Source organism: Mesorhizobium sp. M0715 (assembly GCF_040320355.1).
Classification (GTDB): Bacteria; Pseudomonadota; Alphaproteobacteria; order Rhizobiales; family Rhizobiaceae; genus Mesorhizobium.
In genome coordinates, this window is the sequence record NZ_JAMYPL010000006.1 from 121497 (window position 1) to 139382 (window position 17886).

Below are 17886 nucleotides of genomic sequence, written 5' to 3' on the forward strand. Positions count from 1 at the left end.
ATAGGGCTAGGCCAGTGCGGCCAAGCTGGCGCGCATCGATCGGTCATGTTCCGGCAGCCGCGATACGGTCGGCAGGCCGCGGGCTTCCTGGGCGCCGAAGCCCAATCGGTTCAGACAGGCTCGCGCCAAGGCCGCATTGCTGTCGATGACGACCAATCCAGTGATATCGTTGAGGCTGGCGGCCACCACCGACAGTTCGGTGCAGCCGAGCAGGGCTGCATCGGCGCCGGCCGCTTGCGCGATGTCGAGCGCGCGCTCGGTTTCAACCGCCGCATCAGCGATCGAACCCGCCTTGACGAGGCTGATCGCGCTGTCGACGCAGGCCTGAAACTCGGTGTTCGCGGGAAGGCAGAGCTCAAATCCCGCTGCCGACATCCTGTCCTGATAGAAGCCGGAGACCAGCGTGCCTTGGGTGGCGAGAACAGCAACCCGGCCCTGATCCAGGCTGCGACGCGTCTCCGTCACCACAGCATCTCCGATATGGATGATTTCCGCGCGCGAATTCGCCGCCAGTTGGCCGTACCAATGGTGGGCGGTGTTGCACGGCATCGCGATGCGGGCGACGCCGAGCGCATTGAGCGTCGCGACCGCGGCTTTCAAAGGCGCCAGCGGCCCGTCATGGCCGGCAAGGATGGCTTCGGTCCTGTCGGGCAGCTGCGGGACACTGAGGATCACGGCAGGCACATGTTCGTTGTCCCTGAGCGCCTGGGTCATCCGGGTCAGCTTGAAGTAGAAATCAGCCGAAGCAAGCGGCCCGAGACCGCCGATAATGCCGAGCTGGGGACGGATGCTGTCGTCGATCATCTGACGGGCTCGGCTTCGAGCTGGTCCGAGGCGGCGTCAGTCTGCGTCGTCTCCCTGTGGCTGGGAGCGATCATTGCCGTGCTCGCCGCGACGGTGCAAACGCTGGCCAGCGTCATGAACGTGTCCACGGCCGCATCCACAGCGACGAACAGGACGAACGCAGCCTCGAAGGGAAGCTTCAGGTATCCGCAGACGATGGACATCTGCGACAGGATGAGCAGGCTGCCCATGCCGCCGGTGGTGAGCGCGAGAAGCGCTGAGATGATGCCGACGAGCACGAGGTCCGAGACTGCAAGCTGGTGGCCGTAAAGCTGGGCGATGAAAAGCGCACCCGAGGTGTAGAGCAGCGCTGGGCCTGTACGCAGCAATGCCGCCTGCAACGGCACGAGCAGTTCGACCACCACCAGGCTGAACCGCAGGCGCTCGCTCAAAAGGTTGATGACCCAAGGGAGCGAGGCGACCGTAGAGCGTGTGGTGATGGCCACCATGAGAAGGGGCTGGCAGGTCTTGATCGTGGTCCAGTAGCTTCGTCGCGACCGGATGGCGATAATGGCAAAAGCCCCGGCAACGAATATGAGGCAGGAAAGGCCCATCACCAGCAGGTAACCGCCCATCAGTGTGAGCGGCTTGGTTCCAGTCGACGCGGTCTGGTCCGCGATCAGGATGAAGGTTGCAAAGGGCAACCCCCAGATGAACCAGTTGGTGAGCACCGTGCAAGCCCGGTAGACGGCGTTGAGCGCCTGGGTCAGGCTCATGGACGAGGGCTGGGGAATCTTCCCCATCGCGAGCCCGAAAAGCAGGCAGAACAGCAAAACCTGGATGGTCTGGCCCGAGGCCAGCGCGTTGAAGACGTTGTTCGGCACCAGGTCGAGCAGGATCGAGTGCCCGCCATTGGGATCCCCATTGGAGGGCGGCGGCTGGAACGGGAAGGCGAGATCGGTGGACACGCTGCCTTGCGAATTGATGAACTCGCCAAGCTCGATACGCGACTGGGGATTCTCGATCTGGCCCGGCTGCAGGATCAGCGACAAGGTGCCACTCACCAGCACGCTCAGGAACGACACGACCAGCACGGCAATACCCACCTTGCCGAGGTAGCGGACCGATTTCGGGTCCTGGACCATCGCCGTGATGGAGAAGATGACCGACGAGACCAAATAGGGCAGGACGACCATCTTGAGGAAATTCAGGTAGAGCTGTGCGACAGGGCTGATCGCATGGGCAAAATCTGGATAGTAGAGGCCGCACAGGATCCCTGCAGCAATCATCGCGATCGTCGTCACGGGTGATCGCAGTATGCGCCTGGCCATCAGGCGCCAATCGAAAGGCAGGGGTCCGGCTAACTCGGAGATTGCCATGTCAGGCTTTGCTCCCCTGGCGATAGCGGGCGATGATCTCGTCCGTGCTGAGAACCTGCTGACCCCGCGCGAGATCGAGATACAGATCGACAAAGGCTGCGAGATGCGGATTGTCCGGCCGCACGCCGACTGCGATCGTATCGACCTTGTCGGTCAGCGTGATGGAGCGCGCTACGACCGTCATCGACGGATCGTCGACCATCAGCTTCTTGATCTCGAAATCATCGCGATAGGCCATGTCGATCGTCCCGTTTCGGATCGCATCGATGATCAGATCCCAGCTTGCCAAGCGGTGGATTTGCGCATGCGGGAAAGTCGTGGCCGCATAAGTGGCGAATGAAGAGCCCTCGATCACGCCAAGATCGCCTGAGAAATCACGGACGATCCCTTCGGGCGGCTTGCCTTGCGCGATACGCGCCAGGTTGAGGCGGTTGGCGATCAGCCCTTGCCGCAGCATGGCGTAGGGGCGCGAATAGATGATCGACCGGCCGCGCTGAAGCGTCCGGCTGAGCTTGCCAATCGCCAGGTCGGCCTGTCCGGAACTGACCTGTTTCACAATATCGTCGAACGTTGCGGCGGATCGGTCGAACACCGGCTCGACGCCAAGCGCCGCGGCGATGCCGTGGGCCAGTTCCATGTCTATGCCATCGTCCCCCGATCCGTCGGCCGGGAAGAACGGATTGGAAGCGAAGGCCGGCATTGCGATGCGCAATGCATCGCCGCTCGCGATAGGTTGAGGGGCGTTCTCCGCCTGCTGTCCCGGAGTGCTGGCTGCGCGGGCTTGCGAGATCAGCAACCCGCCGCTCCCGGCCGCAAGCAGTGTACGACGTGTAACCGGCATGCGCGTTCTCAATTAACCCGGGAAAGCCAGCAACATGCACAACCGACGTTAAACAAACGTATATATTACACTGTGCCTTTTTATGCATTGGATAAGCAGCTTAGCGCCACAAAACATGAGCAGCGCCTAACATACAAGGAATGGCGGAAGGATCGCGATACTTCCCGCCCGCCGATCAGCTGGCCCTCAGGCGATCAGCTTTACTGTCAAAACGTCTCAATCCACGGTCGCAACTCAAGCTCCGAGCTCCAGGCGCTGCGATGCTGGCGATGGGTTGTGAGATAGGCCTCGGCGATAGCGTCCGGCGACAGGCGGCGGTCCTGTCGGTCGGGATCGGCTGCCTGTCCGGGCGCCTCGATCTGGCCGTCGATAATGAAGTGGGCGACGTGGATGTTCTTCGGGGCGAGTTCGCGGGCCATGGACTGCGCCAGGCCGCGCAGGCCGAATTTCGGCATGGCAAAGCCGGCCGAGCCGGGAAAGCCCTTCACACTGGCGGTGGCGCCGGTGAACAGGATCGAACCGGATCCCCGGACAAGCAGCCGGCGCGCCGCCTGCTGGCCGACCAGGAAGCCGCCATAGGCGCCGACCAGCAATGCCTGTTTGACCGCTTCGGCATCGAGCTCGGCGATCGGGCCGCGTGTGCGTGCGCTGGCGTTGAACACCACGAGCGCCAGCGGGCCGGCCTTGTCGGCGGTGTCGAACAGCCTGGCGACGGACGCAGCGTCGGCGACATCCGTCTCAACGGCCAGCGCACCGGTCTCATCGACCAGAGCGCCCAGCTTCTCGACGTTGCGGGCGGCCAGAACCACGCGAAAGCCTTCCCGGGTGAGAAGGCGCGCAAGCGAGGCGCTCAGACCAGCGCCCGCGCCTGCAATAACGGCCACATCGGATGTCATGATTTTCTCTCCCTTGCGGATTTCGGCGGAAGCGTTTCGCCAGATCGAGCAAGGTCGCGCCTTCGCGCATGATAGGCAAGAGGTGGCATTGCCGCTGTGTTGAGCCCAAACGACCGCAGAACCGGCGTTGCGCGGTCCAGCATCGCCTGTGGCGCTACGAAGGCCGCTCGGCCTTCAGCAACGAGACCGCCACTTCGAAAGTGGCAAGGCTTGGACCTTGCCCGCCAACCGGATTCATCCGACCGACATTTTGACGGTAGAATCGTTAGGCTTCGTAAAGCTGTCGGCGATCTCATCAATGGGGACTGGAGCATGGTCCCGAAAAGTGGGAAACGGTTTTCGGAAAAGATCATGCTCAACGAGGAAACGACCATGGAACCAATCTGGGCTATCGGCCTGATGACCGGCACGGTGCTGGACGGCAACATCGACGTCGCGCTGATCAAGACCGATGGCGAGCAGATCGAGGATTTCGGCACATATCGGCTGATGCCCTATCCCCCATCTATCCGCTCCCTGCTGGAAGAAACGCTGACGCAGGCGCGGGCGTGGAATTTCGTCGGGCCGGAGCCGGCGATCTTCCGCACCGCAGAGCAAGCCCTGACGCGCGCGCAGTCGGCGGCCGTCAAGGAGTTGGTCGAAGGCTATGGCATGACGATGGCCGATATCGGCATCGTCGGTTTTCACGGCCAGACCGTGCTGCATCGCGCGCCGCAAATCGGACGTCTCGGCCAGACAAGGCAACTTGGTGATGGCGAGCTGATGCACAGCATATTGGGCACCAAGGTTGCCTATGATTTCCGTTCGGCCGACATGCGCGCCGGCGGGCAAGGCGCGCCACTGGCCGCAGCCTATCACACCGCGCTGATGCGCAGCGCCGGCGCCAGCGGCGAGGTGGCAGTGCTCAATCTGGGCGGCGTCGCCAACGTCACCTGGTGGGACGGCGCCGACAATGTCATCGCCTTCGACACTGGACCGGCCAACGCGCCGCTGAACGATTTTATCAAGTTGAAGGGGCTCGGCGAGATGGACCGCGATGGCGCGCTTGGCCGTGCGGGAACGGTCGACGAGGCTCGGCTCGCCAAGCTGTTGCAGCACCCTTATCTCAGCAAAGCCTATCCCAAATCGCTGGACCGTTTCGACTTCGGCGCCGCGATGGCGGAGGGTCTGGACGCCGAGGATGGCGCGGCGCTGCTGACGGCCTTCACCGCAGGCGCCGTCGGCAAGGCGCTCGACCTCTTGCCAAGCCGTCCGAAAAAGCTGGTGGTCAGCGGCGGCGGTCGCCACAACCCGACCATGATGGCCATGCTGGCCAGCCGCGCCGGCGTCGAAGTGGTGGAGGCCGAAAGCCTCGGCTGGAGCGGTGACGCGGTGGAGGCGGAGTGTTTTGCTTTCCTCGCGGTTCGCGTGCTGCGCGGCCTGCCTATCAGTTTCCCGAGCACGACCGGCGCACCGCAGCCGATGCGCGGCGGAAAACTCGCAGGGTAATCAGCCAGCCAGCTTCTTCTGCAGGAAGATGCGGCTGCGGCCGACAGGGAAATCGGCAAGCGTGCCAAAAGGCTGATAACCTTGGCGCTGATAGACCTTGGCGGCGTTTGGGTTGAAGGTGTCGATCCAGGCGTTTTGACAGCCGCGCGCCATGGCTTCCTGTTCGGCGGCATCCAGCATCTGGCCAGCCATATGCTGGCCACGCAGCCGCTCATCGACCCAGAGCCATTGCACATAAAGCCAGCCCCAGGCGGTGTAGCCCGAAATGCCTGCGACGACCACGCCATCCTCGTCATGCACGAACACGGCCAGCGCCTTTCTTTCGGACGCACCGACATCGCCGTCGTTGAACGCCGTCAGACGTTCGCCGAGAAAGGCGAGTTCCTCCGGCGAGGGATTTGCCGTCGTTTCCAGTGTCGTGTTCATCGCTTTCCCGAGACAGGTTGTGGATCGGCATCGCCGCCATTGCGAAATTCGGACGCGGCAATGCCGTAGCGCTTGAGCTTGTCGTAAAAAGTCTTGCGCGGCACGCCGAGCGCGTCGATGGCGCCGCGCACGTCGCCGCCATGGTCGCGCAGCGCATCGCGGATGAGCTGCGCCTCGTAGTGGCCGACCCGTTCGGGTAATGCTGCCTCCGGCTCCGGCACGTGCGCGGGAACCGCCCTCACCTCATCGTCCGGGCCGAGACCAAGTGCGACGCGATCGGCGAAATGGGCGAGCTCGCGCACATTGCCCGGCCAGTCATGCGACTGGAGATGATCGCTGACCGCGGCATTCACCTTCGCAACCGACCGGCCGAACCGTTCCGCCGCCTTGCCGAGGAAATGCCCGAACAGCATCGGGATGTCGCCGCGCCGTTCGCGCAGGGGCGGGATGCGCAGCGTCACCACGTTGAGACGGAAATACAGATCCTCGCGAAAATCGCCGCGCTGGTCCGGCCGGCCGAGATCGACCTTGGTCGCGGCGACGACCCTCAGGTCGATGCGCCTGATGTCGTTCGAGCCAAGCGGGGTGAGGCTGCGCGTTTCGAGCACGCGCAGCAGCTTGACCTGGAGCGCCGGCGGCATGGATTCGATCTCGTCAAGAAACAGCGTGCCGCCGCTGGAATGCTCGATGCTGCCGATCCGTCGCCGCTGCGCGCCGGTGAACGCACCCGCCTCGTGGCCGAACAGCTCGCTTTCGATGACGGTTTCCGGCAGTGCGCCGCAATTCAGCGCGACGAAGGGTTTTGCGCGGCGCCGGCCCCATCTGTGCAGGAGGTCCGCCACCACTTCCTTGCCGGTTCCCGTTTCTCCTTCGACCAGCACATCGACATCCATGTCGGCGATCTGGCGCAAGGTCTCGCGCAACCGTTTGATGGCAGGCGCCTCGCCGATCAACGGCAGGCCGTCGGCCGCCAGTGCCGCCGCTTCGCGCAGCCGCCGGTTTTCCATCACCAGTCGCCGCTTCTCGCTCGCCCGCTTCAGCGCCTCGACAAGGCGGTCCCCGGCATAGGGTTTCGGGATGAAATCATAGACGCCGTCCTTGAGCGCAGCCACGGCGAGATCGACATCGCCATGCCCGGTGACCAGGATCACGGGTATATCCGGATCGATCGCCTTGATGCGATCGAACAATTGCAGCCCGTTCATGCCCGGCATGCGGATGTCGCTGACCACCACACCTTCGAAGGCCCTGTCGACGACGGCAAGTGCTGCCTCGGCGGCATCGAGTGCGGCCACGGTGAAGCCGGCAAGCTCGAGCAATTGCGTGGTGGCGTGCAGCAGGTCTGCATCGTCATCGACGAGCGCGACCAGCCCTGATCCCTCGTTCATTCTATTCGCCTCAGATCGATGGTGAAGGATGCGCCGCTGCCATTGCCGGAGGCGCTGGCGCTGCCGGGATCGAGCCGCAGCGTGCCGCCCAATTCCTGGGCGATCTCCTGCGAAATCACCAGCCCGAGGCCAAGCCCCTTCTCCTTGGTGGTCTGGAACGGCATGAACAGATTGCCGGCCGCTTCCGGCCCGAGACCGGGACCGTTGTCGCGCACCGAAATCAGCACCCTGTCGTCACGCTCGGCAAGTTCGATCTCGATGCGGGGGGCGGGCTGGTCCTTCATCGCGTCGAGCGCATTCTGCAACAGATTGACGAGGATCTGCTCCAGCCGGATGCGGCTTGCCATGACCACCGGCGAGGCATTGCCGCGCGGCTTGACGATGGTCACGCCGGAATCGCGGATGCGCCCCGACAGCAGCGACAGCGCACCGTCGATCGCCTCGCGCACCGGCAATGGCGAGGCGGCGACGCCTGGCCGGCGGGCGAAGGTGCGCAAGGTGCTGGTGATCGCGCCGATGCGTTCGGTCATCGACACGATCGACGTCAGATTGCCGCTGGCCGGTTCGGTCTTGCCGCTGTCGAGAAAGCGGCCGGCGTTCTCGGCATAGGTGCGGATCGCGGCGACCGGCTGGTTGATCTCATGCGCCACGCCGGCCGCGATCTGGCCGAGGATGGACAGCCGGTTGGCCTGGGCGAGGTCGTCACGCAACCGGCGGACCTTGGCCTCGGCATTTTCACGCTCGGCGATTTCACCGGCAAGTGCGGTGTTGGAGCGTGTCAGCTCGGCCGTTCGCGTGCTGACCCGGCTCTCCAGTTCGGCATTCATGCGCGCCAGCGCTTCCTGCCTCAGCCGGCGCGTGCGCCGGCGGCGCGTGAGCACGTAGGCAAGCAAGCCCGTCAGCAGCAGCCCGAGCACCGTGGTCAGGCGCGCCGTATTGGCGGCAGACGAGAGGGCAGCGTCGGCAGGCGTCAGCAGCCAGAGACGCCAGCCGGGAACCGCACCGGGCAGATCCTGCACCACCTCGACGAACTGGCGCGGTTTTCCGGCGCTGTCGATTGTCGCCAGGCCGTCCCCGGCGCCGCGCCGTATCGGCAGGGGTTCGAAACCGGCATCGGCCAGCTGAAGCTGGTCATGGGCGGCGGCGGCGTCTTCGGCGGAGAGCCGCGCCAGCGCGTGAAACCGCCATTCGGGCTGGCTGGTGGCAAGCACGACGCCGTGTTCGTCGGTGACGAAAACGAGGAAGCCGCTGGAGCGCCAATTGGCTTCGACGCCGTCGAGCTCGACCTTCAACACCGCGACGCCAAGCGGCTTGCCGTTATCGTCGACGCGGCTCGAAAGGTATAGGCCCGGCCGTCCGCTGATCGTGCCGAGTCCGTATTGGCTGGCGGCGCCGTTGGCCATCGCCTCCCTGAAATAGTGACGAAAATTATAGTCGATGCCGACAAAGCTGGTCGGCTCGCCGGCATTGCTGGCTGATATGGCGATGCCCGCCGTGTCGATGACATAGATGGCGGACGCCGAGGCATCGCCGGCGATCGCCTTGAGCTTCTCGTTGAGGGCCGCTTCTTGCATTTTTCCGGCCCGGCGCAGCGCCCCGCGCACCGCATCGTCGCGGGCCAGGACCAACGGCACCAGACGCTGCTTTTCGATTTCGCCGGTCAGGGTTCCGGCCGCCAGCGGCAGAGCGGCAAGTGCAGTGTCACGCAGATTGCCGGCAGCCTGGCCGGAGGCAATGCGCCCGGCGATGACGATCGCGCCGGCCAGGACGGCAAGCGCGACGAGCACGACAAGCCAGCGGCCATTGCGCAGCCGGGCCACCGCCTCACGCAGCAACTCACGGCCGGCAAACCCTTGGAGTTCGCTATCGGTGCCTGCTTGCAGCGTCTGCCCTCTCCTTTTGCTCGCAGCCTTGCGGCCAGTGTAATGCGAAAATCCGCCCAGGCAAACGCCGTCTGTGCGGAAATCCGCACAGGCATTGCCCGCATGGCCTCTGACAAAGGCGGAATTGCCGGGATTCCAGCCTTTCCCCGATCTGGCACGACGCTTGCAAAAGTCCTGGCTAGCGGCGCGCGACCGGAACGCCGCGATGGGAGAAGTCACGCAGGGCGGTGCATTCCGCCCTATCCGGCCAGGGAGAGTTCGATGCACATCGCAGACCATTCAGGCGCGTCTTCCGCGCAGCGCAAGCCTTTCTATGCCCAGCTCTACGTGCAGGTGCTCGTCGCGATCACCGTCGGCATCCTGCTCGGCCATTTCTATCCGTCCGTCGGCGAGAGCATGAAGCCGCTCGGCGACGCCTTCATCAAGCTGGTCAAGATGATCATCGCCCCGGTCATCTTCCTGACCGTGACGACGGGCATAGCCGGCATGAGCGACCTGCAGAAGGTCGGGCGTGTCGCCGGCAAGGCGATGCTCTACTTCCTCACCTTCTCGACGCTGGCGCTGATCATCGGCCTCGTGGTCGCCAATGTCGTGCAGCCGGGTGCCGGCTTCAACATCGACCCAGCGACGCTCGACGCCTCGACCGTCAACACCTACGCCGCCAAGGCGCACGACCAGTCGGTCACCGGCTTCCTGATGAACATCATCCCGTCGACCATCGTCGGCGCCTTCGCCGACGGCGACATCCTGCAGGTGCTGTTCTTCTCGGTGCTGTTCGGCATTGCGCTGGCGCTGGTCGGCGACAAGGGCACGCCCGTCCTCAACTTCCTGCAGGCGCTGACGACACCGATCTTCAAGCTGGTCAGCGTGCTGATGAAGGCAGCCCCCATCGGCGCCTTCGGCGCCATGGCCTTCACCATCGGCAAATACGGCATCGGCGCGGTCATCAACCTCGCCATGCTGGTCGGCACCTTCTACGTGACCTCGTTTCTGTTCGTGTTCGTCGTGCTGGGCGCGGTCTGCCGCTACAACGGCTTCTCCATCCTGTCGTTGATCCGCTACATCAAGGAAGAGCTGCTTCTGGTGCTGGGCACCTCCTCGTCTGAAGCCGCCCTGCCCTCGCTGATGGAAAAGATGGAGAAGGCCGGCGCCAAGCGCTCGGTGGTCGGCCTGGTCATCCCAACCGGCTATTCCTTCAACCTTGATGGCACCAACATCTACATGACCTTGGCGGCGCTGTTCATCGCACAGGCGACCAACATCCACCTGTCGATGGGTGACCAGATCCTGCTGCTGCTGGTGGCCATGCTTTCCTCCAAGGGTGCCGCCGGCATCACCGGGGCCGGCTTCATCACCCTTGCGGCGACGCTTTCGGTGGTTCCGGCGGTGCCGGTCGCTGGCATGGCGCTGATCCTCGGCGTCGACCGCTTCATGTCTGAATGCCGGGCGTTGACCAACTTCGTCGGCAATGCTGTCGCCACGCTGGTGGTGGCGCGCTGGGAAGGCGAACTCGACGAGGCCAAGCTGGCGAGGGCGCTGGCGGGCACGGCCGACGATAGCCTGCCGGCGGACGTTGTTCCCGCCGAGTAATGACGCGCGGTCAATGCGTAAAAGGCCGGAGGCGTGCTGCCTCTGGCCTTTGTCATGCAGGTCGCAACGTCAGACCGTGCCGGTCTTGCTCAGCGGTGTCCGGAAACGTGCTTGGGCCAACAGGCATGCGGGCTGCCAAAGTGCCGCCGTCGTCGAACAGCACAAGGCTGGCGGCGCCGACGAGCCCGGCATGGCGGCCGAGCTGGGCCTGAACGACCGGCACGTCGCGATAGGCGCGCATGGCCCGTTGCCTGATGGTCGCCTCGATGGTCGGCAGCATCAGGTCGAGCCCATTGGCGATGCCGCCGCCAACGACCAGCACATCGGGCGAATAGAGATGCAGGAGATTGGTGAAGCCAACACCCAGCCAGCGCGCTTCCTCCTCCAGCAAGGCCGAGGCAAGAGCGTCCTGCAGCCGTGCCGCCTCGACGACATGGCGGCCGGTTACCTCCGCGTCCGCTGACAAGCGTCGCAAGGTAGAGCCGTCTCCGGCTGCCGTGGCGGCGCTGGCGCGGCGGCCAAGTGCCGTTCCCGAGGCGATGGCCTCGAAGCAGCCAACGACACCGCATACGCAGCGCTCGCCTTCATTGGTGATGGTCATGTGACCGATCTCGGCGGCAAGGCCACGGCGGCCATGCAGGATGCGGCCGTCGACGACGACACCACCGCCAATGCCGGTGGAAACCGTGACGAAGACCAGCGAGCCCGCACCATGGCCGGCACCGAAACGCCATTCGCCGAGCGCCGCGGCATTGGCGTCGTTCTCCAGCCGCACCGGCAGGCCGAGCCGCCGCTCGAGGATGTCGGCAAGCGGCACGTCCAGCCAGCCGGCGAGTGTCGGCGGGCCGACGGCGATGCCGGCCAGCGGATCGAGCGGTCCCGGCGCACCGACGCCGACGCCGACGATCGAGAGTGCCGGCGCCTCGGCGTGGACTGTCGCCGCCAACGCCTCGATCTGGCCGATCACCACATCGGGACCGGCCTGCGCCTGCGTCGGCACCGCCGCGAATGCCAGGATCTTGCCGTCGCGGTCGACCAGGGCGACACGAAGCTCCGTCCCGCCAAGATCGATCGCAAGGGCGGCTTCTGATGTCATGCCGCGACCTTCAAGCCGTGCAGCCAGCCGAGGCGGCCGGCGAGGTCCTTGTCACCGAAGGCGAGCGAACCGAGAACCACGGTTTCAGCCCCGGCGGCACGCAGCGACGGCACGGTCTCGTGGCGGATGCCGCCATCGGCCGCCAGAACCACCTGTGCCTCACGGCCGGCCTTTCTCAGGATGGCGCGGGCAGCGCCCAGCCTGTCGCAGGCCTTGTCCGACAGGCTCTGTCCCTTGACGCCGATTGCGGTTCCAAGAAGCGTCACGAAGGCGACTTCCGGGGCAAAGGCCGTCACCGCTTCCACAGGCGTCTCCAGCCTGAGTACGACGCCGGCCTCGGCGCCGAGCTCCCGCGCCAGCCGCACGGCGCGCAATCCGGCCTCGCCATTCTCGGCATGGACGCTGATCATGTCGGCGCCGGCCTCGATGAACTGGCGCGTCTGCGCCTCGACGATTGCTTCATCGACCATCAGATGGACGTGGATGGGTTTCGCCGTCAGCCCGGCGATGCGGGCGACAAGATCGGGAAAGAACAGGAAGGACGGGGCGAAGTGGCCGTCCGCCACATCGATATGATGAAGATCGACATAGGGCTCGATGCGCTTCAAGTCGTTTTCGAAATTGGCGAGGTTGGCCGACCACAGCGAGAATTCGGCGATCATCCGGTCGCGCGGCAATGCGGCGATGGCGGCCGGGCCTGAGAGAGGTTTCGAGATCATGACTGGTCCTGGTTGTTGAAACGATCTTTGAGGAAGCTGCCGATGGCGGCGCGGATCTCGGCGAAATGGCGCTCCTTGTCGGTGGCCTTCGGCGTCACCTCGGCAAAGGTCGCATTGGGGATGGCGTCGGCGAGGCTGCGGGCGGCGGCCAGCGGATGGACGAGATCGATGCCGCTGCCGATGACGAGCGTAGGGAACGCAAGGCTAGCGGCCGCTGCCCGCGTCACGCCAGGTCCATCCTCTGCGATCGGCTGCATCACCTCGGCGAAGACGGGTGCGTTTTCGCGCGCGAAGAAGCCGAGCAGGGAAGCAAGATTGTCCGGCGCTTCGGTGCGAAAGCGGGCGGCCGTCGCGGACGCCGCGAAGATATCTCGCGCCTCCGATAAAGGACGGCTGAGGATGAGCTCCGCCACTTCCACGTAAGGGCGCATGTTTTGCGGTGCCGCGTCGAAAGCCCAGGCAGGGCGAACAAGCACCAAACCCAGGACGCGGTCCGGGTGGCGGGCGGCAAGCTGCAAGGCAATGGCCGCACCCATCGAAATGCCGCCGGCGACGAAACGGTCGAGGCCGGCCGCATCTGCGGCGGCCAGCACATCATCGGCGAACATCGCGATCGAAAACGGGCGCTTGCTACCGGCGCCGGAACCGCCCTGCGCGCGGCATTCGACGGTCAGCCGGCGGTATGACGGGCTGTCGGGATAGTTCTGCGCGACCTGCGCTGCGTCACCGCCGAGGCCATGCTGGAAGACGACGGGAAGTCTGCCCTGCCCCGTGTCGAAGACACGAAGCGCTGCATCGTCGCGGAGCAGGATCGTCGGGGCGGCGCCCATCAGAGGAGCCTTCGTAGAAAGGCGGCGACATCGGGGGCTTCGTCGGCGGACAGCCCGTGGGTGACGAGCGATCCCTCGAAGCCGACTGCCTTCAGCCGCGCGCCGAAATCCGGGAAATCGACGATGCCTTGCCCTGATGGGGCAAAGCGGCCGTCACTATAGCGGTCCTTGGCGTGCGCCATGGCGATGTGGCCGGCGGCCTCGTCGATCGCGGCGGCAACGATGGCGCGCGCCTCGCCGGGCGTGGCGTGTTCGAACAGGTTTGCCGGATCGAGCACGATCTTCAGATGCTTCGATCCCATCTCGGCGATCAGCCGGGTCGCATCCCTGGCCGAGGTGACGATGTTGGCCTGCTCAGGCTCGATGCCGAGATCGACATTGGCACCTTCGGCCAACGCCAGCGCCTTCGCCATCTCGGCGGCCATGTCGGACCAGGCGGCCGGATCGGCATTGTCGGGATGATAGGCCCACTGATCGGCGGCGTTGCGCGAGCCGGTGCAGAGCGTGAGCAGCGGGATGTCGAGGGCAGCAGCAGCCTCGATGACGACGGCGAGACGCCGAAGGCCATCGTCGCGCACGGCTTTGTCGGGATGCGCCATGTTGTAGGTGCCCGAAAGTGCTGCAAGTGAGACACCGCTCGATTGCGCTGCGGTGCGGATGGAGGCGATGGCGTCCGCCGGCACAGCATCCGGCATCGACGGCAGGCCGGCACAGGCCAGATTGAGCTGCGTCGTCTCGTATCCCGACTGCTTCACCGCAGCCAGCACGGCGGCCGGGTCGGTGCCGGCAAAGGTCTTGGCGAAAATGCCGAGACGCATCACACCGCCCCCGAAACCGAGGCGAGTTCGACTCGCTCGCCTGATACCACCGAACGCGCGATGGCGACCATGGCGCGGATCGAGCCGATGCCGTCCTCGACATTGGCGCCGCGCATCGGCGCGCCGTTCAGCACCGTGTCGGCAAGACCTTCCAGCTGGCGGCGGAAGAAATGGCCATCGGCGCCGAGCGGCCGGCGCGATGTCGCGTCCTTCTCATGAAAAATGTCGACCTCGCTGGCGCGGAAATACCAAGGGTTGAATGTCCTGGCGATAACGGAGCCGTTCTCGCCATAGAGCTGAAAACCTTCGTGCCAGTCCATGCGCACGGCAACCGTCAGGTCGAGATGGCCGAGCGCGCCGCTGGCGAACTCGGTCTCGACGAACCAGCAATAGGCGCCGAAACGCTCGTTGAGGCGCGCGCGGACCGCAAGGATTTCGCCACACAGGAAACGCGCCGTGTCGACGAGATGCGAGCCATGCGCCAGCATGAAATATTGCCTGAGATCAGCCTTGGGATTTCCCGCTGGCTTCCTGGCTAGCCTGCTGGTGACGGGCAGCGGCTGCACGGCATCGGTGTTGGTGTAGCGATGGGTGGAATCGCAGTACCAGGCCTTCAGCGCCAGCACTTCGCCGATCTCGTCTCGAACGAAGTCGCGCGCCGCCTCCAGTGCCGGATCGAAGCGCTTCATGTGCCCGACCTGCAGGATCTTGCCCGAGCGCCTGACCGCTTCGGCCAGCGCCTCGCCTTCCTCAACCGAGGTGCCGATCGGCTTTTCACAGAGAACATGCTTGCCGGCGTTGAGCGCCCTGATCGACATCGGCACGTGATAGGCGTCCGATGTGGCGACGATCACCGCTTCCAGCTCAGGATCGGCGAGCATTGCCTCATAGTCGGAATACATCTTCTGCGGCTCGTAGGTCGCGCCCATGCGCGCAAGCAGATCGGGTGCCGCGTCGCAGATGGCGTAGAGGTCGGCATTGCCGGCCTTGGCGCAGGATTCCAGATGCGCGAACTGCGCGATGGGGCCGCAGCCGAGCACGCCGACCCTGAGGCGTCTGTCCTGTTTCTTGATCATCGTCTCGTTCTTCAGGCGCCGTAGGAGCGCATCGTCTGGCGGTTGGTCTTGACCGCGCCGGCGGGATCGGCGGCGGCCGTTTCGGATTCTTCCTCCAGCACCAGCCAGCCATTGAAGCGCGGTGCGGTGCCGGCGATCTCGATGACCGCAGGCGTGTCGCAGACGCCCTTGCCAAGCATGGCCCAGGTACCGTTGGCATCGACGTCCTTGAGGTGGATGTAGCGGATGCGGTCGCGGTGGGTGCGCAGCGTGTCGGCCATGTCCTTGTGGCCGCGCAGGATATGGCCGGTATCCGGCACCCAACCGACCAGATCGGGATCGAGCAAGGCAAAGATCGTGTCGTAGTCGGCCCGGTCGAACAGCAGCGTGTTGTGGTGCGAGCTTGGATGCACCGCGACCTGGACGCCGGTCTTGCGGCCAAGCTCGCCAGCCTCGTTGTAGACCTCTGCGGCGATGGCGAATTTGTCGTCGCGCGGACCGTCGGAGACCACCGTCGCAGAGCCCATCGACACGAGCGCGCCAGGGAAGGCGGCGGCGAAGTCGATCCAGCGTTTGGCGGTCTCGAGATCGGCGCCGATCTCCTCCTTCAGCGTAAAACCACTGTTCGAGCCAAAGGCGAAGGAAACCAGCGTCAGCCCCGACGCCTTCAGCGCGGCGGCGAACTCCTCCGGCTTGTCGCCATAATGTCCGATCATGGTGTCGGTGATCTCGATGCCGGCATAGCCACCGTCAGAGATCGCCTTCAGCAGATCGTCGGGGCCGCCGGTGAACCGGTCTCCCAGCATTTCCCAGGTGAAGGTCTGGCAGCCGACTTTGAGGTCTTTCACGTTCATCCTTTCATTCCTTGGTATCGCCTATTGCTTGATGCCACCCTGCGTCGCCGTCGGATGGACGTCCTACTTGACCGAGCCCGCGGTCATGCCGGCGAGGAAGTACCTCTGGGCAACGAGGTAGATGAGCAAGAGCGGTAGCGAGCCGAGCACACTCATTGCCATCATCTGGTTCCATTCGAAGGCGTGCTGCCCCATCAACAGCTGGATGCCGATCGGGACGGTGCGCATGGACGTTGACTTCGTCAGTGTCAGCGCAAAGAGAAATTCGTTCCAGCACAACAGGAAGGTGTAGACTGACGTCGCCACGATGCCAGGCAGTGAAATCGGGACTATCACCCGCCAAAGCGCTGTCCAACTGGTGCCGCCATCGACGGCTACAGCTTCATCGAGATCGCGGGGCAAGGTGTTCAGATACCCCGTCATTAGCAGGATCGCGTAGGGCAGCGTAAACACCAGATAAGTCAGGATCAGTGCGACATAGGTGTCGAAGATGCCGTATGAGACGACGAGCCCGAAGAAGGGGATCAAAAGTGTGATCGGCGGAATCGTCTGCGTGCTGATGATGATTGTGTTGAGGCTGCCCTTGCCGCGGAAGTTGAAGCGGCTGAACCCGTAGGCCGCCAGCAGGGCGATCAGCACCGTCAGCACAGTCACCGCTCCCGCCACGAAATAGCTGTTGAAGAAGAAGCGCAGCTTTACCGGGTCGCCAAGGATGGCTGCATACGCTTCCAGCGTAAACGCCTTTGGCAGGATGGTTGGTGGCAGGGCAAAGATTTCGGTATTCGATTTGAACGAGCTGCTCAGCATCCAGTAGATCGGAAATGCCGCGAAAAAGAGCCCCGCTGCAAGCGCTACATGGAGCGCGACGGTGATCAGCCTGTCTTTCGGCGTATGCCTTTTCCTCATGATGACTACCGAGCCTTTTGATAGCGAATATAGAACAGCGTCAGGCCGAGAGAGATCAACAAGATGACCACAGCGCTCGCCGAAGCCTGCGACAGGTTGTAGCTCGAAAACGCCAGCTTGTACGTGTAGGTGCTGAGGACCTCGGTCGAGTAGATCGGGCCACCGCCCGTCGTTATCCAGATTAATGGGAAGACCTGCATGGTCCAGATGAAGTCAAGCAGCGAGATGCTGATGATGATCGGCATCAGCTGCGGAATGGTGATGAAGATCAGCTTCTGGTAGGCTTTCGCCCCGTCGATATCGGCGGCCTCGTAGAAATCCTTGGGAATGCCCTGCAAACCCGCGAGCAGGCTGACCATGAAGAGCGGATAGCCCGCCCAGATATTGGCGAAGGTGACGGCGTGCAGCGCGGTCTCAGGCGAGGAAAACCATTCGACCTTGGAACCGATGATGCCGATTTGCATGAGTATGCTGTTCACGACACCGTTCGGCTCAAGCAGCAGGCGCCAGATCACGGCGATAATCACCGCGGTGAACAGCCAGGGCAATATGTAGAGCACGCGCAGAATATTGCGCAGCGTCGGATTGATGCGGTCGCTGTTCAGCATGAGCGCGAAGGCCATGCCAATGGTCATGTGGAAAATGACACTCATGCATGTGAAGTAGAGCGTGTGCCACAGCGAAGCCCAGAACACGGGGTCGTCGAAGATCGCCTGGTAGTGTTTCAGTCCGGCAAAGGATGGGTCACGACGCAGCACCGCGCTGTTCTGGAACGAGTAGCCAATCACCGTCACCATCGGCAGCAGCATCAGAAGCCCGATTATGAGCAGCGAGGGCGACAGATAGAGGTAGGGTGCGACCGCTCGTTTAAGCTTATGGTGGGAGCGCTTTTGCCGGGTCATGTGCCAACCTTGGGATACGCCTTCAAGAGAAG

General features: G+C 64.0%; 17 protein-coding genes. 2 read left to right on the forward strand and 15 right to left on the reverse strand.

The window, feature by feature from the left end:
* Positions 1-6 precede the first annotated feature (6 nt).
* The 4 genes from cuyB to NKI21_RS09730 all read right to left on the reverse strand — a co-directional run bounded on the left by cuyB (position 7) and on the right by NKI21_RS09730 (position 3899).
* Positions 7-804 carry a cysteate racemase gene (gene cuyB, locus NKI21_RS09715; RefSeq protein ID WP_352865411.1) on the reverse strand — a complete coding sequence of 266 codons (798 nt, stop codon included), beginning with the start codon at positions 802-804 and terminating at the stop codon, positions 7-9.
* Positions 801-2162, reverse strand: a complete 1362-nt coding sequence (locus NKI21_RS09720; protein ID WP_352865413.1) for a dicarboxylate/amino acid:cation symporter — start codon at positions 2160-2162, stop codon at positions 801-803. The genes cuyB and NKI21_RS09720 overlap by 4 nt, the downstream gene beginning before the upstream one ends.
* A gap of 1 nt (position 2163) precedes the next feature.
* Positions 2164-3003 carry a substrate-binding periplasmic protein gene (locus NKI21_RS09725; protein WP_352865416.1) on the reverse strand — a complete coding sequence of 280 codons (840 nt, stop codon included), beginning with the start codon at positions 3001-3003 and terminating at the stop codon, positions 2164-2166.
* Positions 3004-3209: 206 nt separating this feature from the next.
* Complete coding sequence (locus NKI21_RS09730; protein WP_352865419.1) at positions 3210-3899, reverse strand: SDR family NAD(P)-dependent oxidoreductase; 690 nt, start codon at positions 3897-3899, stop codon at positions 3210-3212.
* A gap of 372 nt (positions 3900-4271) precedes the next feature.
* Here NKI21_RS09730 and NKI21_RS09735 point away from each other — a divergent pair, with 372 nt between their 5' ends.
* The gene (locus tag NKI21_RS09735; RefSeq protein WP_352865422.1) at positions 4272-5387 is read left to right on the forward strand and encodes an anhydro-N-acetylmuramic acid kinase; all 1116 of its coding nucleotides are present in this window, start codon (positions 4272-4274) and stop codon (positions 5385-5387) included.
* Here NKI21_RS09735 and NKI21_RS09740 read toward each other — a convergent pair whose 3' ends face one another.
* Genes NKI21_RS09740 through NKI21_RS09750 form a run of 3 tightly spaced genes read right to left on the reverse strand, consistent with a single transcriptional unit; the run spans position 5388 to position 9036 of the window.
* Complete coding sequence (locus tag NKI21_RS09740; protein ID WP_352865425.1) at positions 5388-5813, reverse strand: GNAT family N-acetyltransferase; 426 nt, start codon at positions 5811-5813, stop codon at positions 5388-5390.
* Entirely contained in the window at positions 5810-7201 is a 1392-nt protein-coding gene (locus tag NKI21_RS09745) for a sigma-54-dependent transcriptional regulator (protein WP_352865428.1), read from the reverse strand. The genes NKI21_RS09740 and NKI21_RS09745 overlap by 4 nt, the downstream gene beginning before the upstream one ends.
* Positions 7198-9036, reverse strand: coding sequence for a sensor histidine kinase (locus NKI21_RS09750; protein WP_352865431.1), 1839 nt, complete (start codon positions 9034-9036; stop codon positions 7198-7200). Before NKI21_RS09750 ends, NKI21_RS09745 begins: the two co-directional genes overlap by 4 nt.
* A 309-nt stretch (positions 9037-9345) precedes the next feature.
* On the opposite strand from NKI21_RS09750, the gene NKI21_RS09755 reads away from it, so the two are divergent.
* Positions 9346-10674: a dicarboxylate/amino acid:cation symporter gene (locus tag NKI21_RS09755; RefSeq protein WP_352865434.1), complete on the forward strand. Its 1329-nt coding sequence runs from the start codon at positions 9346-9348 to the stop codon at positions 10672-10674.
* 52 nt (positions 10675-10726) lie between these two features.
* Here the strand turns inward: NKI21_RS09755 and NKI21_RS09760 are convergent, their stop codons facing one another.
* From NKI21_RS09760 to NKI21_RS09795, 8 genes are all read right to left on the reverse strand, one after another.
* Complete coding sequence (locus NKI21_RS09760; RefSeq protein WP_128302404.1) at positions 10727-11770, reverse strand: ROK family protein; 1044 nt, start codon at positions 11768-11770, stop codon at positions 10727-10729.
* On the reverse strand, positions 11767-12489 hold the full coding sequence (locus NKI21_RS09765) for a ribulose-phosphate 3-epimerase (protein WP_352865437.1): 723 nt from the start codon (positions 12487-12489) through the stop codon (positions 11767-11769). Before NKI21_RS09765 ends, NKI21_RS09760 begins: the two co-directional genes overlap by 4 nt.
* The gene (locus NKI21_RS09770) at positions 12486-13319 is read right to left on the reverse strand and encodes an alpha/beta fold hydrolase (protein ID WP_023808786.1); all 834 of its coding nucleotides are present in this window, start codon (positions 13317-13319) and stop codon (positions 12486-12488) included. Before NKI21_RS09770 ends, NKI21_RS09765 begins: the two co-directional genes overlap by 4 nt.
* On the reverse strand, positions 13319-14137 hold the full coding sequence (locus NKI21_RS09775) for a sugar phosphate isomerase/epimerase family protein (RefSeq protein WP_023808787.1): 819 nt from the start codon (positions 14135-14137) through the stop codon (positions 13319-13321). The genes NKI21_RS09770 and NKI21_RS09775 overlap by 1 nt, the downstream gene beginning before the upstream one ends.
* Positions 14137-15213, reverse strand: a complete 1077-nt coding sequence (locus NKI21_RS09780; RefSeq protein WP_023808788.1) for a Gfo/Idh/MocA family protein — start codon at positions 15211-15213, stop codon at positions 14137-14139. The genes NKI21_RS09775 and NKI21_RS09780 overlap by 1 nt, the downstream gene beginning before the upstream one ends.
* Positions 15214-15224: 11 nt before the next feature.
* The gene (locus NKI21_RS09785; protein WP_023808789.1) at positions 15225-16046 is read right to left on the reverse strand and encodes a sugar phosphate isomerase/epimerase family protein; all 822 of its coding nucleotides are present in this window, start codon (positions 16044-16046) and stop codon (positions 15225-15227) included.
* A 63-nt stretch (positions 16047-16109) separates the two neighbouring features.
* Positions 16110-16952: a carbohydrate ABC transporter permease gene (locus NKI21_RS09790; protein ID WP_023808790.1), complete on the reverse strand. Its 843-nt coding sequence runs from the start codon at positions 16950-16952 to the stop codon at positions 16110-16112.
* A 5-nt stretch (positions 16953-16957) separates the two neighbouring features.
* Positions 16958-17854, reverse strand: a complete 897-nt coding sequence (locus tag NKI21_RS09795; protein ID WP_023808791.1) for a carbohydrate ABC transporter permease — start codon at positions 17852-17854, stop codon at positions 16958-16960.
* Positions 17855-17886 lie beyond the last annotated feature (32 nt).

Bases quoted from the DNA above. Each gene is read 5' to 3' on its own strand.
- NKI21_RS09740 (WP_352865425.1), bottom strand. From the start codon at position 5,813: ATGAACACGACACTGGAAACGACGGCAAATCCCTCGCCGGAGGAACTC.
- cuyB (WP_352865411.1), bottom strand. From the start codon at position 804: ATGATCGACGACAGCATCCGTCCCCAGCTCGGCATTATCGGCGGTCTC.
- NKI21_RS09730 (WP_352865419.1), bottom strand. From the start codon at position 3,899: ATGACATCCGATGTGGCCGTTATTGCAGGCGCGGGCGCTGGTCTGAGC.
- NKI21_RS09720 (WP_352865413.1), bottom strand. From the start codon at position 2,162: ATGGCAATCTCCGAGTTAGCCGGACCCCTGCCTTTCGATTGGCGCCTG.
- NKI21_RS09760 (WP_128302404.1), bottom strand. From the start codon at position 11,770: ATGACATCAGAAGCCGCCCTTGCGATCGATCTTGGCGGGACGGAGCTT.
- NKI21_RS09785 (WP_023808789.1), bottom strand. From the start codon at position 16,046: ATGAACGTGAAAGACCTCAAAGTCGGCTGCCAGACCTTCACCTGGGAA.
- NKI21_RS09735 (WP_352865422.1), top strand. From the start codon at position 4,272: ATGGAACCAATCTGGGCTATCGGCCTGATGACCGGCACGGTGCTGGAC.
- NKI21_RS09795 (WP_023808791.1), bottom strand. From the start codon at position 17,854: ATGACCCGGCAAAAGCGCTCCCACCATAAGCTTAAACGAGCGGTCGCA.
- NKI21_RS09745 (WP_352865428.1), bottom strand. From the start codon at position 7,201: ATGAACGAGGGATCAGGGCTGGTCGCGCTCGTCGATGACGATGCAGAC.
- NKI21_RS09765 (WP_352865437.1), bottom strand. From the start codon at position 12,489: ATGATCTCGAAACCTCTCTCAGGCCCGGCCGCCATCGCCGCATTGCCG.
- NKI21_RS09755 (WP_352865434.1), top strand. From the start codon at position 9,346: ATGCACATCGCAGACCATTCAGGCGCGTCTTCCGCGCAGCGCAAGCCT.
- NKI21_RS09770 (WP_023808786.1), bottom strand. From the start codon at position 13,319: ATGGGCGCCGCCCCGACGATCCTGCTCCGCGACGATGCAGCGCTTCGT.
- NKI21_RS09790 (WP_023808790.1), bottom strand. From the start codon at position 16,952: ATGAGGAAAAGGCATACGCCGAAAGACAGGCTGATCACCGTCGCGCTC.
- NKI21_RS09775 (WP_023808787.1), bottom strand. From the start codon at position 14,137: ATGCGTCTCGGCATTTTCGCCAAGACCTTTGCCGGCACCGACCCGGCC.
- NKI21_RS09725 (WP_352865416.1), bottom strand. From the start codon at position 3,003: ATGCCGGTTACACGTCGTACACTGCTTGCGGCCGGGAGCGGCGGGTTG.
- NKI21_RS09780 (WP_023808788.1), bottom strand. From the start codon at position 15,213: ATGATCAAGAAACAGGACAGACGCCTCAGGGTCGGCGTGCTCGGCTGC.